General features: G+C 34.3%; 13 protein-coding genes. 2 read left to right on the top strand and 11 right to left on the bottom strand.

The window, feature by feature from the left end; translation table 11 throughout:
• Positions 1-132 precede the first annotated feature (132 nt).
• The 5 genes from CBF36_RS09700 to CBF36_RS09680 form a co-directional block, all read right to left on the bottom strand.
• Positions 133-1074, bottom strand: coding sequence for a 3'-5' exoribonuclease YhaM family protein (locus CBF36_RS09700; RefSeq protein WP_125958249.1), 942 nt, complete (start codon positions 1072-1074; stop codon positions 133-135).
• A complete protein-coding gene (locus tag CBF36_RS09695; RefSeq protein WP_125958248.1) occupies positions 1071-3839 on the bottom strand; it encodes an AAA family ATPase in 2769 nt (922 codons plus the stop codon). Before CBF36_RS09695 ends, CBF36_RS09700 begins: the two co-directional genes overlap by 4 nt.
• Positions 3836-5050: a metallophosphoesterase family protein gene (locus CBF36_RS09690; protein WP_125958247.1), complete on the bottom strand. Its 1215-nt coding sequence runs from the start codon at positions 5048-5050 to the stop codon at positions 3836-3838. Before CBF36_RS09690 ends, CBF36_RS09695 begins: the two co-directional genes overlap by 4 nt.
• A gap of 102 nt (positions 5051-5152) precedes the next feature.
• Positions 5153-5500, bottom strand: a complete 348-nt coding sequence (locus CBF36_RS09685) for a YlbF/YmcA family competence regulator (protein ID WP_125958246.1) — start codon at positions 5498-5500, stop codon at positions 5153-5155.
• Positions 5501-5569: 69 nt separating this feature from the next.
• Entirely contained in the window at positions 5570-7726 is a 2157-nt protein-coding gene (locus CBF36_RS09680; protein ID WP_125958245.1) for a PBP1A family penicillin-binding protein, read from the bottom strand.
• Between the two features lie 169 nt (positions 7727-7895).
• Between CBF36_RS09680 and CBF36_RS09675 the strand changes: the two genes are divergently transcribed.
• Complete coding sequence (locus tag CBF36_RS09675; protein WP_125958244.1) at positions 7896-8759, top strand: RluA family pseudouridine synthase; 864 nt, start codon at positions 7896-7898, stop codon at positions 8757-8759.
• 50 nt (positions 8760-8809) lie between these two features.
• Positions 8810-9373 (top strand): histidine phosphatase family protein, encoded by a 564-nt coding sequence (locus CBF36_RS09670; protein WP_125958250.1) that lies wholly within the window; start codon positions 8810-8812, stop codon positions 9371-9373.
• A gap of 40 nt (positions 9374-9413) precedes the next feature.
• On the opposite strand, the gene proS is transcribed toward CBF36_RS09670, so the two are convergent.
• The 6 genes from proS to CBF36_RS09640 all read right to left on the bottom strand — a co-directional run bounded on the left by proS (position 9414) and on the right by CBF36_RS09640 (position 15435).
• Positions 9414-10859, bottom strand: coding sequence for a proline--tRNA ligase (gene proS / locus CBF36_RS09665; RefSeq protein ID WP_125958243.1), 1446 nt, complete (start codon positions 10857-10859; stop codon positions 9414-9416).
• 321 nt (positions 10860-11180) lie between these two features.
• Positions 11181-11684: a hypothetical protein gene (locus CBF36_RS09660; RefSeq protein WP_125958242.1), complete on the bottom strand. Its 504-nt coding sequence runs from the start codon at positions 11682-11684 to the stop codon at positions 11181-11183.
• A gap of 12 nt (positions 11685-11696) precedes the next feature.
• Entirely contained in the window at positions 11697-13877 is a 2181-nt protein-coding gene (locus CBF36_RS09655; RefSeq protein ID WP_125958241.1) for an LPXTG cell wall anchor domain-containing protein, read from the bottom strand.
• 286 nt (positions 13878-14163) lie between these two features.
• Positions 14164-14709, bottom strand: coding sequence for a hypothetical protein (locus CBF36_RS09650; protein ID WP_125958240.1), 546 nt, complete (start codon positions 14707-14709; stop codon positions 14164-14166).
• A 75-nt stretch (positions 14710-14784) separates the two neighbouring features.
• A complete protein-coding gene (locus CBF36_RS09645; RefSeq protein ID WP_125958239.1) occupies positions 14785-15072 on the bottom strand; it encodes a nucleotide pyrophosphohydrolase in 288 nt (95 codons plus the stop codon).
• Positions 15073-15150: 78 nt separating this feature from the next.
• Complete coding sequence (locus CBF36_RS09640) at positions 15151-15435, bottom strand: hypothetical protein (RefSeq protein ID WP_125958238.1); 285 nt, start codon at positions 15433-15435, stop codon at positions 15151-15153.
• Positions 15436-15514 lie beyond the last annotated feature (79 nt).

The following is a 15514-nucleotide window of genomic DNA, read 5'->3' as shown; positions in this document are numbered from 1 at the left end:
TCCTTTTTATTTGGTTAGACACCTTAATTATAAAGGAAAGTGCTATTTTTTTCGTCAAAAAAAGGAACAAAATCAAAAATAATTTTGTTCCTTTTACTCTTTTTTGGTAGACTTTTGGGTCAGCCTCTTTTTTTAAATATTTGGTAAATAAAAATTACGATTGTCTAATCCAAAAATACGTTCAGTGTACTCTCCAGGATTTACTTGTTTTAACGACCCTAACATCATCTGCATTGACGCATCTAAATTATCTAAATGATGCAATACTTCTGCTTCCATAACTTTAGGTCTAACAGGTGAACCATACTCCAGTAATCCATGATGTGCTAATACAACATGCTTAAGAACGAGTACCTCTTCATCCAGTTCAGAAATGTTTAGTTCTAAACAAGCTTTTGTTATCTCTTCATCAATCATCACAATATGTCCCAATAAATTTCCCGCTAGTGTGTATTCTGTTGCAACAGGGCCTGAAAGTTCATGTACTTTCCCCAAGTCATGCAACATAACACCCGCATATAACAAAGACGGATTTAGTTCTGTGTATTCTTGCGATACAGCTTTTGCTAAGCGTAACATGGTTAACGTATGAAATGCTAATCCTCCTGCAAACGCATGATGATTTCGTTTTGCTGCTGGAAATTCAAAAAATTCTTTTTGATACTTACTAAAAATATGACGCACAATACGATGCCATTTGGCTTGAGTAATATCTAATAAGTAATCATTAAATTCCTGCTTCATTTCATCAATATCAATCGGTGCTTTTTCCATATATAATGATGGATCAATGGGTTCATCATTTTTAGCTAGGCGCATATGAAGAATTTTGACTTGCGGCATATTTTGATACAACTCACGTTTACCATTTAAAAATACCACTTTACCCGTCGTAAATTGCTCAATGTCTTCTTCTGATGCTCCCCAATACTTACCATCTATCGTGCCGGAATTGTCTTGGAATGTAAACGCGATGAATTTTTTCCCATTTCTTGCCACTCGAACGTCTGCTGTTTTTAATAAGACAAATGCTTCGAATGTTTCATCTACAGAAAGCTCTCTTAATTTTTTCATGCTGTTTCTTCCTCTCCAATAACCAAAACAGATTGATCTTTTGTTTTAAAATACTCTCTCATAGTCTTATCCGACGTTAAACAAATAACTTGATTATCTTTACCTAACATATCCAACAATTTAAACAATGTTGCTTTACGAGAATCGTCAAAATGCAACCAACCATCATCTATAATAATTGGTGAGCCATAATCTTCACTGTGTAAATGAATAAAGGCTAAACGAAATGCCATATATAACTGATCTTTTGTCCCAGTAGACAATTGATCAATTGTCCAGGAATGTTGGGTTGTATCTACTACTAGCAATTGGCCTTCTTTTACCAACACCTTATGATATTTCTTATTCGTCAATAAATTGAAATACCCTGTTACAGTCCCCAACAATGTTGGTAATTGTTGGTCTGATAAATATTGGAACAATCGTTGAACCAGTTCTTCAGAAAAACGCAACGTTAGCCACTGTTCTGTCATTTCCTCAATTCTTGCTAATTGAGTGGCTCTTTCTTGCCTCAAATCATCTAGTGACCCATTTTTTTCCATTTGCTTCATATCATAATCAATTTGTTGCCACTCTGTTTGATAGTCTCGTTGTTTATCTTTAAGATTATCTTGGAGTTCTTTTATTTTCATCACTTCACGATTAATTGAAAGTAATTTGTACTCTTTTGTTAAATCAAAGACATGATCTAACTGGTTCTCTAACTCACCTAATCGTTTAGCATTTTGATTTAGCTGTTCTTGATGATTCAACCATTCTTTTGCGACATCAATTGGTGTCGACTCATGTTGATTAATTAATTGATTAATCAACTGTTGGCAAGATGTTTTTTGATGTCGAATAGAGGATAGCTCACTTTGAATATTGCTTGTTTCGCTACCTTCTAAACGATTAATCGCTTCTTTTTGTGTTTCAACAAACTGTTTAACTTCTTTGAAACTATCACGAATACTTTTCCCTTCTAAAGGAATCCATTCTTTAGCAAAAGAAAGAGACTTTTTATAAGAACTAATCGCTTTATCAATGGTTTCAAGTTGTTGTTGCATCTCTTGTTCATTTTTTTGAATGTCGCGTAGCTGACTGAAAACAGGTAGTGTGGTTAACCACATCGAAACTGTTTCATTAATCGGAAAACCATATGCTGTTGCCCATTGTTCTTTTTGTTTTTTCACTAATGCTTCTTGCTCTTCAAAACTTGCCAGTTCTTTTTCTAATTCATGTAACTCACTGGCTAATTGATCGGCTTCACCTAATTGTTGTTTATACAATGATTTAGCCTCTTCCGGTGTCACCGATAAAGGTTTTGGTGCTTTAGAAGCGTTCATCAAACCGTAAACGCCTAACCCTGTAAAAACCACGACAACCACATACAACCATGATACACCTAATACAATGGCTAGCAGTAGCATCATGATAGCAATCGCAATCGAAAGACCTGAGAACATTTTTATCGTGAATGAGTCAAAAAATGGACTGTCTTCTAACGGTTCCTCATCAACTGATGCAGAAGGAATAGCCAACTGATTTTCTGATTTAGATAATTCTTTATCCAAGTTACGTTGACGAATCGATAATCGACTTTGTTCGTTTGATAATATGACTTGTTTACGAAGTAATTCTTCTTCAACTTCTGCTAATTCTTTTAGAGAGGTTTCTTCTTTTTCTTCAATCACCACATCAAGTAATGCATCTGACAATCGATATTTCTCATATAATTCTTTTTTATTTGATGTATAAGCTTCTAGTTGCTGTTGCATCACGTCTTGACGCTCACTAATCGATTGAACACTTAATTGATCGTCTAATAATTGTTCAAACAACTCTTGATTTTCAAGGTAAAACTGAACAGCTGGGGTGATATCTTGAATAATTTCACTTTGATTTTCTAATAGTTCTGTTTCTTTTTTCGTTAAGAAACGATATTCCTGCAAGGCATCTGATACACTTTTAACGGTTGTAGTTGCCGCCGCATCTTTTTCTTTTTTGCCACCAGTTTCACTATTTAACGTTTGCCATTCAGTGTATAATGGAAAATATTTTTGTTGTTCTAACAATGTTTTTTCTAAAGAATGACTATCTTCCAATTCTTTACGGTCTTTTTCCAGTAATTCTTCTAACTCTATTCGTCGATTCCATTTATTTCGGTAAGTTTGTTCTTGCTCCTCTACCAAACGAATGCTTTGCTCTAGACGATTAAATTCTTTTAATTGCTGGTTTAATAACGGAATTCGTCCAGAAGGTTTGTATAGTTGTTGTCGATCTTTTAAAAAGTCATTTGATATGGCCGTTAATCGTTCACTACCAGTTAATCCAACTGTTAATAATAAGCGTTGTAATCTCACTTCATTTAACTCATTTAGTTCAACTAATTGTTCTTGTTGGAAGCTAAACACTTCATCAAATACTTCTCGTGTTAAGGGCGATAAAATAGTTGTTAAGAGTCGTTCATCTCCTACTTGGCCATCTTCAAGGCGCACATACGCTTGTCCTTTATTTTTTTCTTTAAATCGCTCAACATAAACTTCCCCATGAACTGGATGATCAATAATTAAATGACCACCATATGTTGCGCCTTCTACTGGTGCAAAATCACGTGTCATTTCACGTTTTTTAGGAAATCCAAATAAAATGGTGCGTATAAAATGATACAGCGTTGATTTTCCTGATTCATTATCACCAAAAATGAGCTGATTATCTTCTTTTAAATTAAATACTTGATTATTAAATTTTCCAAATCCATTAATATATAATCGTCTTATTTTCATTGGCCTACTCCATTTTTAAAAATCATTTTGTCTTTCACCAACTGGCTACTTTCTTCAACAATACGTGTGATGTCTTCTTCATCAAATGCAATATTTGCCCCAATGACTGGCTGTTGCACAATATCTTTTGCCACATCATAAAATTCATTACGATTTAAAAAGTGTTGTGCTAAATCATCGACTAAACTTGAATCAAATCCCATAATAAGTTGATCCATCTCAATTGGTTCAATGACAATATCCACTAACCAAATATAATAGGATGTTTTTCTCAACAATTGGCGTTGAAGGTATCCTAGCATCTCTTCTTTATTTAGAAGCAACTCGCTTAACCCCTCTTCAGAAGATGGGCTTAATTTCACGACTAATAAAGTTACTTCTTTCATGTATTTTGCTGCCATGATTTCTTTTTCAATTTTTGTTAATTGGTCTGCTCGCGTTGTTTCTTTCAATGAAATGTCTTGTTGCACCCATGTTGCTTTGCTTACCTCGATAAATCTTTGAGACACGCTAGAGCCATTTACTTCCACCAAGCTGACACCTTTCGTTTGTCGTTCTTTTCTCGTATGTCCTTGGGGAGTTCCTGGGTAAATAGTTAACGGCTTATCCATTAACTCTTCTGTCTTATGAATATGTCCTAATGCCCAATAATCATACGTTGATTTTAAATCAGATAAACGAAATGGGGCATATTTTCCTTCTTGAGCTACCTCACCGTGATAAAAACCGATGTGATAATCTGTTTCATTACTTCTATTTGGGTACTCTAATGCTTTATTGGCTGTAATCCATTGGTGTTCATATGAAAAACCACTAATGGAGACACTTTGCCCATTTTTCAGTTGTAAAACATGAGTTGTTACCTCTTCTTTGTCAAACAATACCACGTTTTCGGGCCATTCAAACCAATAACGATTTTTTGTATAATAATCATGATTTCCAAAAGACATGATGACTTTAATATGTTGTTTCTCTAGACGTTTAAACTGATCCATCAAGAATTTTTGTGTGTAGATAGATGACGTTGCTTGATGAAACGTATCGCCAACGATTAATAAGAAGTCAACTGATTCCTTAATACAATCATCGACAATTGTTTCAAATACTTTATAATTTATTTTCTGTATCTCTTTTTGAAAGGTTACATCTTCTGTTGTAATACCAGAAAAAGGTTGATCGATATGTAAATCTGCCATATGAATAAATTTCATGTGCCACACTCCTTTTAACTATTCATAATGATTAATAAGAATAAGTTCTATAAAAAATATAGGTGGTTAAGCTCCTTGCTTAACCACCCATTATTGTGTCGATTAGTCTAACGTATATAAATCTTGAACTGGTTGCATAATGATGCGGTTTAAGTCATTAACAATCATGCTAAATGCTTGTTCTTTTTGCATTAAATCTTGAATCAATGCTTCTTCTTGAACTTTTTCTGCCATTTCTTGTGCTTTTTGAGCATCTTCGTCAGAAAATTCTTCACCTTGCATTTGTTTTTGTTGCAATGTCATTTGTAATTCTTGAAACGCTTTGAATAATTCAAACGCTTCTTCGTTTGCTTTCACTGCATCAAACGCTTCACTTAATGCTAAAAATTCATCCATTTGGCGAATTTCACGTTCAATTTGGTTGGCACTATCATAAATATTATTTGACATATATATGCTCCTTTAAATAGAAATTTATTCTCTTAATATTGTAACATGTTTCAATGAAAAAGCCTACTCTTATTGAGTTACCTTGCCCCAAATCCCTTGCCAAGCTTCTCCTACTTTATCTAATCCTTTTTTAATGCCATCCCCTACAGTGTCTGCACCTTGTTTAATTTTTCCACCAACATCATTTAGCGTGTCACCTATTCCATCTAATTTTCCATTAGTGGTTGTATCGCTTTCTTGATTATCGATATAATCGGTTGATTGTGTTGCATCTTGCACTGGGAATGGGGTATTAGGTGATGCTCCTAATATGCTTTGCATTTCGGTTCTAAAAACATTAGAGATATAACTGCTGTCATTACCTGGTAAGTAATGATCTGGTCCACTCTTGTCAAAACCAATCCATGTTGCCACTACCACGTCTGGGGTGTAACCAATCATCCATTGGTCTTTCGACATGCCATCCGCGTTGATATTTTCAGTCGTTCCCGTTTTTCCAGCTATTTGATAACCATATGGCTGAGCCGCAGCCCCTGTTCCTGTGCTGTAAACCCCTTGAAGCATGCTCGTCATCTCTTCTGCTACTTCAGGTGTTGTCACTCGTGTTGATTTTGGCTTTTGATTTTCATAAATAATCACACCATGTGAGTCTTCAATCTTGGTAATAAAATGTGTTTCGTTTCTAACTCCCTCATTAGCAAATACGGTGTATGCACTTGCCATATCAATCGGTCTAGCTCCTTTGGTTAGCCCACCTAACGCTAAACCGTAGTATTTATCTTTTTCATCTAGTTTAACACCAAATTGTTCCACTTTTTTATACCCTCTATCAATGCCAATTTCATGCATTAACCAAACAGCCGGCGCATTTAAACTATGAATCAAGGCATTCGTCATAGATGTTTCACCACTATACGTACGTGAAAAATTATGCACATCATAATAAGGTAATTCTTCATCTTTTAACATGTCGTCTGGTTTATATCCTGCTTCTAATGCCGGTGTATAAACAGATAAAGGTTTCATTGTTGATCCTGGTGATAAATAAGAGTCAGTCGCACGATTCCAACCACGATACGTGTACTCACCACGTCCACCAACAATCCCCATCACACCACCAGAACTAGGATTAATTGCAACTGATGTTCCTTCTACAATTTCACCATCTGATGCTGTTGGGGGAAATAAGCTGTCATCTGCAAACGTTTGGTCCATACCTTGTTGATACACTTGATCTAACGCAGTATATATTTTGTAGCCACCATTTGAAATTTCAGCATCTGTTAGGCCAGTTTTATCTGTCGCTTCAGAAATAACCGCATCAAAATAATAAGGATATTTATAGGTATCTTTGTCAGGAACATATGTGTCCGTTAAATAAATTGGTTCTTTCATCAACCCATCTGCCGTTGCTTTATCTAACTTCCCATTATCTACCATCACTGATAACACCGTGTTACGACGATTTACTGCATAATCCATATGATCTATCGGATTGTACAAACTAGGGCCTTTCAGCACACCAATTAATACCGCAGCTTCATCAATCGTTAAGTCCTTAGCGTCTTTACCAAAATATTTTTTTGACGCATCTTGAATTCCCCAAACCCCACTACCAAAGTAAGATTTATTTAAATACATTTCCAATATTTCATCTTTTGAGTATTCTTTTTCAAGCTCTATTGCCAGAAAAAGCTCTTTTGCTTTACGAGTAAATGTCTGTTGTTGATCTAGAAAAGCATTTTTAGCTAGCTGTTGCGTGATGGTACTTCCTCCCCCACCACTGTTGTTTCGTCGAATTACTTTTCGAACAGCTGCTCTCATAATCCCTTTTACATCATAGCCTTTATGTTTATAAAAACGCCTATCTTCTGTTGAAATCAAGGCATCCACTGCATATGGTGAAATATTTTCTAACGTTACAAACGTCCCACCATTTTTTCGGAGTTTACCCGCCTCGTCTCCGTCTTTATCATAAATCGTTGTTGATTGTTCCAGTCCAGCTTTTAATCCTGATACATTCATACTTTTAGCTAAATAGAATAAATAAATACTAGTGACTAAAATAAAGGTTAACGTCACTAACAAAATGATTTTATTAATATGATATTTTTTCCATATTCTTTTTTGATGTACGCGAAATGTTTGCCAGTAAGGTTTCAACCATGTACCAAACCGTATCAACCAGGATTTTATCACTTCAAAATACTTCTTAATTTGTTCCATGATAATGTCCTTTCTATTAAATTTTATAAATTTAGTGTATCATATTATCAGAAATAACTGATACGTCTAAAGACTTATCTTCATAAGTCACTTTAATATACCATTAAAAGATTAAATTACTACATGATAATTTTTAAAAAACGTTTAAATTAGAAAAAGGAGTCTCTATATGCAGCTGTCTATTATTCTACCTTCAACAACAACTCAAACAACTGTTCGAGAATTATTAGAAACAGAGTGGCTTATCCCTAGAAAAGTAAGACATTTTCTTAGAACACGAAAAAATGTGTTAAAAAATAATTCTCCCGTCATGTTTCACGAAACTGTCGAGTCTGGAGATAAGATTACGTTAATCTTTGAAGAAGATGATTACACAATTCCTCATATTATTCCTGGAAATGCCAAGGCTATTAATGTGTTATGGGAAGATGACCATCTAATCATTGTGAATAAACCTTACGGACAAAAAACACATCCAAACCAACCACAAGAAACCGATACATTATTAAATGACCTTGCTGCTTACTTAAAGCCTAAAAATCAACTCCCATATGTTGTCCATCGATTAGATAAGGAAACCAGTGGGGCGATTGTATTTGCAAAGAATCCTGTCATATTACCAGTTTTAGGTAGATTACTTGAACAAAAAGAGATAAACAGATATTATGAAGCAGAGGTAAGCGGTTTAATAAAAAAGACACACTTTACAATCAATCAACCTATCGGACGTCATCGCCACGATCGTAGGAAACGAGTCATTGATTCCAAAAAAGGAGATAAAGCCATTACACATGTAACAGTCATGGAGCGATTAAATAACACAACGCGAATAGAATGCCAATTAGATACTGGTCGCACACATCAAATACGTGTTCACTTGGAAAGTATTCATCATCCAATTATCGGTGACCCACTATACAATCCAACTTCGCATGCAAAAAGACTTCAATTACATGCTAAATCTCTCCATCTCATTCATCCTTTTACTAAGGAAGAAATAAACGTACAAGCGACACCTTTTTTATTTGACTAATTACCTATTAAAGAAAGGACTGATGTTAATTGGCAAAGACACTTTATTTAATGAGGCACGGTCAAACACTGTTTAACCAACTTGGCAAGGTGCAAGGAGCTTGTGATTCTCCATTAACAGATGAAGGGATTAGACAGGCAACTATCGCTAAAAAATATTTTGATGACAACAATATCAACATCGATTCATTTTATTCTTCTACTCAAGAACGAGCATGCGACACGCTAGAAATCATCGCCGGACATACTGAATATACACGATTAAAAGGAATAAAAGAATGGAATTTTGGTTTATTTGAAGGCGAAAGTGAACGGCTCAACCCTAAACGAAAAGAAGGGGAAACTTCTTTTGGAGACTCTTTTGTGCTATATGGTGGAGAGTCGTCTAAAGATGTCCAACAACGAATGGTAGACACTCTAACAGATGTTATGACAAATGATCCACAAGATACTGTGTTGGCTGTTAGCCATGGTGGTGCGATGTATTTGTTTATTCAAGCATGGTTAGAGTACGAAAAAGTAGCATCCATCTCGTTTTCAAATTGTTGTATTTTAAAATTTGCTTTTGATAACGGAACATTTGAATTTATAGAAGCGATTAACCACACATTTTAAAAAGACAGCACCTGTTTAGGTGACTGTCTTTTTGTTATTATTAATAAGCTTTTGCCCAGTGCATCATGTACTTAGCAGGCTCTCCATTCCATAAATCTTTCAACCCTGTTAAATCATCTTGTTGATGGTCAAAACTCCAACAACGAGACGTAGCGCCTGTTTGTTCTTTGATTAACTCTTCTACGGCTTCATCACCTGACCATGGTGCTAATACAAATCCACCTTCTTCAATTAATCGATTAAACTCGTCTTTTGTTGTGGCAACACGTGTTTTTTCTTCTTGACGTTTTCGTGCTTTAGCTAACATGTCATGATGAATGATTTCTAATAATTCAGAGATAACTGTTGGCAATGTGTCATCAAAAGGCACCGTCATTTTTTCTAAGGTATCTCGTCGTACAACAATAACTTGATTATTTTCAATATCTTTAGGTCCCATTTCAATACGAATAGGATAACCTTTCATTTCTGCTTCACTAAACTTCCAGCCAGGTTGTTTATCACTATCATCTACTTTAATCGTTGCCACATCTGATAGTATACCTTTTAATTCGTCTGCTTTATCTAGGACACCTTCTTTGTGTTGAGCGATAGGAATGATGACAACTTGTGTTGGAGCGATTCGTGGAGGTAATACTAACCCACGATCGTCACTATGAACCATAATCATTCCACCAATGGTACGTGTTGTTAGTCCCCATGATGTTGTATAAACAAATTGCTCTTTTCCTTCCTTATCTGTGTAAGTGATGTCAAACGCTTTACCAAAGTGATCTCCTAAATGATGAGAGGTATTGATTTGCAAGGCTTTTCCATCATACATCAAGGTTTCATTTGTATAAGTTTTTTCTGCTCCAGCAAATTTTTCACTTTCTGATTTAACACCTGTTACTACGGGGATAGCTAAAATATTTTCGCAAACATCTACATACATATCAAGAATCATTAACGCTTCTTTTTCTGCTTCTTCATGACTCACATGACAGGTATGACCTTCTTGCCAAAAAAATTCTGTTGTGCGTAGAAATGGGCGAGTATTTTTTTCCCAACGCATAACATTCGCCCATTGATTATACAATACTGGTAAATCACGATGAGAATGAATCACTGTTTTAAAATGCTCACAAAACAACACTTCTGATGTTGGACGAATCGCTAAGCGTTCGCTTAATTCTGTTTCACCACCCATTGTTACCCAAGCAACTTCTGGAGCAAATCCCTCAACATGCTCTGCTTCTTTTAATAATAAATGTTCTGGAACAAGTAGTGGCATCATCACATTTTGATGCCCTGTTTCCTTTAACCTGGCATCCACTACAGCACGGATTTTTTCCCAAATGGCCGTTCCTGTTGGTCGGATAACCATTGACCCTTTCACGCTAGAATAATCACATAATTCCGATTTAAGACAGACATCTGTATACCACTTTGCAAAATCATCATCTCTACTTGTAATTTGTTTGACAAAACCTTGTTTTTTTACCATTTTATTTCTTCCCCCATCTATTTTTATACAAAAAAAAAGACTCTACTTTGCAAGGACCAAATTAGGCGGTACCACCTTGCTTTAAAGTAGAATCATACTTTACAACTTAATCAGTTGATAACGTTAACTAAACGATGTATAACGGTAGGTTCAAGGGATTTTAATAGAATCTCACACCAAATACACTGATTCCTCTCTGAAATTAAAACGATCCTCTACTATTCCAATGATTATTCATATAATGTAAATCTAGCATCCACAAGAATATTTGTCAATAACACAAAAAAAGACTCAGAAATCGAAATTTCTGAGTCTAAAATTTTAATATAAGGAACTTGAAGAACTTTCCAATGAGCTAGTATCAGTTGTTGAACCTTTCTTGATATCTGTTTCTAATTGATTATATAACCTTAAAAATTCTTTTCTTAAAGTTTCATCTGAAACAGAGTCGATATTTTTCTTCAAAGGTTTTAATTTTGAAGTATCAATATCTTGTTTCAATTTAGTTCGTTTACTATCTTCATAAAAACTAGTAATCTCGGTTACAACTTCAGATATCTTGTCTTCGTCTTCTTTACTCAATGAATACGTTGTAGACACCACTGTTGCTTTTTCATCCTTTTTACTAGATGAAGAATCTTTCATATAGTAAAATACTCCTCCACCGATTATGATAAGAATTATCAAAATTATCCAAAAACCTTTTTTTGATTTTTTAGGTGGTTTAGAGCCATTTGCTCTATTATCTCCCACATTATTGACATTATTATCAAACGTCGTATTTTCTGTTGATGTAACATTATCTAACTCATTTTGATCGTTCACGTTAATTCATCCTTAGCTTCTTTTTCTTTTAAGTACAGCAACTAATGAACCTAATGCCACTGACATTAATCCTAATGCTGTTAAGTTTTGGTTTGTTTCACCAGTTTTTGGTAATTCAGCTTTTTTAGCGTTTGTAGTTTTTACAACTTCTTTAGTAGTAACTGTTGCTTTTTTACCACCATTTTCAGTAGTTGTTACTGATACTAAAACGTTGTTTGTATTATTGTTAGTGTTTGTGTTAGAAGGTGTACCAACTGGTTTGTTAGTTACGTCTTCTACATCTCCTTCAATAATCGCTTTTAATTCATCTAAGATAGCATTTACTTCTGCTACTGTTGTTGCATCAGCAACACGTTGTAAGTAAGTATAGTATTGTGCTTCTGTGATTGAACCTTCAGCTAACCATGCAACTAATTGATTTGTTGCTTGATTTTGTACAAATTCTAATGAATCAGCTCCATAGCCAAGTTCATTTAAAAGATTTTGCATAATGTTATTAACTTCTTCTACACTAGTTGCATCTGCAATGTGTTGTAAGTAAGTATAGTATTGTGTTTCAGAAATAACGCCATCAGCTAACCAAGAAATTAATTGGTTTGTCGCATTGTTTTGTGCGTTTTCTAACGTATCAGCATTGTGGATTTCATCCATTAATTGGTTGATAGCTGCATCTACTGCATCAGCATCTTGCGCTACATCAACTAATGATAAGTATGCCCAATATTGATCTTCAGTAATCCATCCACCAGCTAACCATGTAGCTAATTGGTTACGAGCTTCTTCTTTGTAAGCTTCTAAGTCAAAATGCATTCCATTTTCATTGATTTGTTGATCAGCATTTGCGATAATTGCTGCTACTTCTTCAGCATCTTGTGCTGCAATAACTTGGCTTAAGTAGAAAGCATAGTCTTGAGCAGTTAATGATCCATCAGTAAACCATGCAAATAATTGATCTTTTGCATCTTGTTTGATTTGAGCTAATGTATTTTGAACTTCTTCAACGATTTGGTTTTTAATATCCTCGATAACAGCTTGAACTTCTTCAGGAGTTGTTGCAGCATTGATAGCGTTAATTCCATTTACATATTGGCTGTCATTAATTTGTCCATAAGATAACCAAGTAAATAGTACGTCTTTGGCACTTTGTTTAGCTTGATCTAAAGTAGTAGTTGTTCCACCACCAGGGTTTTCTGTTCCACCACCAGGGTTTTCTGTTCCACCACCAGGGTTTTCTGTTCCACCACCAGGGTTTTCTGTTCCACCACCAGGGTTTTCTGTTCCACCACCAGGGTTTTCTGTTCCACCACCATTAGTTGGATTCTTAATAGCTTCCATGATAGCTTCAACTTCTGCTACTGTTGTTGCAGCTTCAATTTTTTGTAACGTATCATAGTAATCCGCTGAAGGTAATTTACCATCTGCTACCAAACCTGGTAATTCATTTTTTGCTGCAGTTTGAGCTCTTTTCAATGCTTTAGCATCTGCTTGCGCTTGAAGTTTAGCAACAGCAGCTTCAATATCTGAAATAACTTTATCTTTGTTAGTTCCATCATATAATCCGTATGCAGTATTAACAGCATTTTGAGCTGTCTTAGCTGGTCCTGATGTTAAATTACCCACATCACCTGTAGCAATTAATTCTTGAATTTTATTATCCGCATCAAGTTTCGCTTCATCCACTGCTGCTTGATTATTAGCAGTCAAAGTTGTAGCTTTATCTGCTTCAAGTTGATCAGCAACTGCTTCAATAGCATCACCGTCTGCTGCTGATATTAAATCTGATAATAAAGCTAAATATTGAGGTTCTGTGATTTCTTTATTTTTAAATGCTGACTCTATATTAGCTCTTACTTCAGCTCTATAATTTTCAATATGTGTTGATAAATCACGTGTTTGAGCTCCAGTTTTTGCTGCTGGTGCTTCTTTTGTTGTTGGTGCTTTTACTTCATCTTTTGTTGCTGGTGCTTCTGATTCAGTTGTTGGTGCTTCTGATTCAGTTGTTGGTGCTTCTGATTCAGCTGTTGGTGCTGCTTCTGATTCAGTTGTTGGTGCTTCTGATTCAGCTGTTGGTGCCACCTGTTCTGTTGTGTCTTTTGTAGCTCCAGAAATTGTTTCTGCGTTAGAAACAAATGGAGTAGCATATGTACTTACTAAAATAGCAAGTAATGATGTTGCGATAGTTTTCTTTTTCATATTGAAATTAACTCCCCTTTTTTATAATTATTGGTTACAACAGATAGTTTAGCATCTTCAAAAAAGGTAGTCAATAAATAATAGGGGTTTTTTTCATAAATAACGCACATTTTTTTCTTTATTTCATTACAATTAGTCTTAATAGTCCTTTTTCGCATCATATGAAACAATAAATAACTTCATATTTTTTTCACATTTTCTAAAAAAATAGACTATCGAAGCAATTACTACCTATATAATAAGTAATAATTTCTGTCAATAATCTATTTTCTCTTATTTTATTTTTCTAATTTATTTCTTTTCCTTCAAAAACAACTTTTTCTGGTAATTTATATTGATTCACATCTTCACCGTCTGCTACTAGCGCTTCTTCAAAATCAGCTATACTTAAATCAATTTTTCTAGATAAATCAAACACAATATGTAACATGTCATGAAAATACATTGAATTCCCCTGTTCAAAATAATCTTTGTATTCTTTAGAAGTGTTTGAAAAACCCGTTTCTTCTTCAAATTTATGAGATTCTTTCAAGTAGACTTCAAAATTTTCTTTTGTGTACTTGGCAAAATGATTAAAAATCTCAATAGCCAATGATAAATCATGATACCACATATCATAACTTTTTTTAGCCAAACCACCTTTTGCCTCAATCAATCGAAATTTATCATCACGTAAGTACTGTGTAATTAACATTTCAATATTTAAACTAATCCCTGTATAAGAAACGTTATCAAACTCAAACTGTTTTAAATCGGACAACTCTTGTAGCAAGCTTTGTGGAGTAAACTGTCTATTTTCTAAACTTTTATACACTTTCTTTTGTTCAAACATCTACTTCTCCTCCAATACCTTTATTTTACTCTTTTATTATAACGCAAACGATTAAAAAGACATACTTTTAAACAATTACTTCACTGGATATTTTTGAGCATTTTTCACTAGTTTTTTTGCAATAATCTCATCTATATCAAATCCTAGTTTATCTGCTAAAGTATATGAATAGATTAAGACATCTGCTAATTCTTCTTCAAGACGTTCAGTTTGTTTAATCGCCTCTGAATTATCTTTCCACTGAAATAATTCTAATAGTTCATTCGCCTCTAAGGAAATAGAAATGGCCAAATCTTTTTCTTTGCTTTCATGATGCCATCCACGTTGTTTTCTAAATTCGTTTATTTCCTCCATTGATGTCATTAATTACCACCCTTTCTCGATTATTTATTTCTATATATAGTATAGCAAAAAAGGTTAGCCAATAATTGACTAACCTTTTTAATATTTCACCATCACATTGCCATTTGGTTCTTTAATTAAATGAACATCACAAATAAAGACATCTTGTGGAGAAAAATATTGACTAGGTAACACAACCGTTAATATATTCCATTTGTCATTTTCTTGAATGTCTAGATCTTTAATACCCTCTTCTATTTTTTCTTTTAGTTCTTCTAAGACAATGGGTAACTTACTTTCGTCACTCAATTTTTCTTCCACTGCCTTTAAAAACAAATCATAATTTTCATTTGAAATAAATAATTGTTCTAACCCATTTACCATTATACTTCCTCCTTATATATACCTTTATATAGTTACTATACTACTAAATAATGACAAAAAGTCGATTTTTCGGAGAATT

Origin of the sequence: Vagococcus bubulae, assembly GCF_003950315.1 — a bacterium.
Lineage (GTDB): Bacteria > Bacillota > Bacilli > Lactobacillales > Vagococcaceae > Vagococcus > Vagococcus bubulae.
Note: the sequence above shows the minus strand (reverse complement) of the source record. Positions and strands in the feature narration are given on the sequence as shown.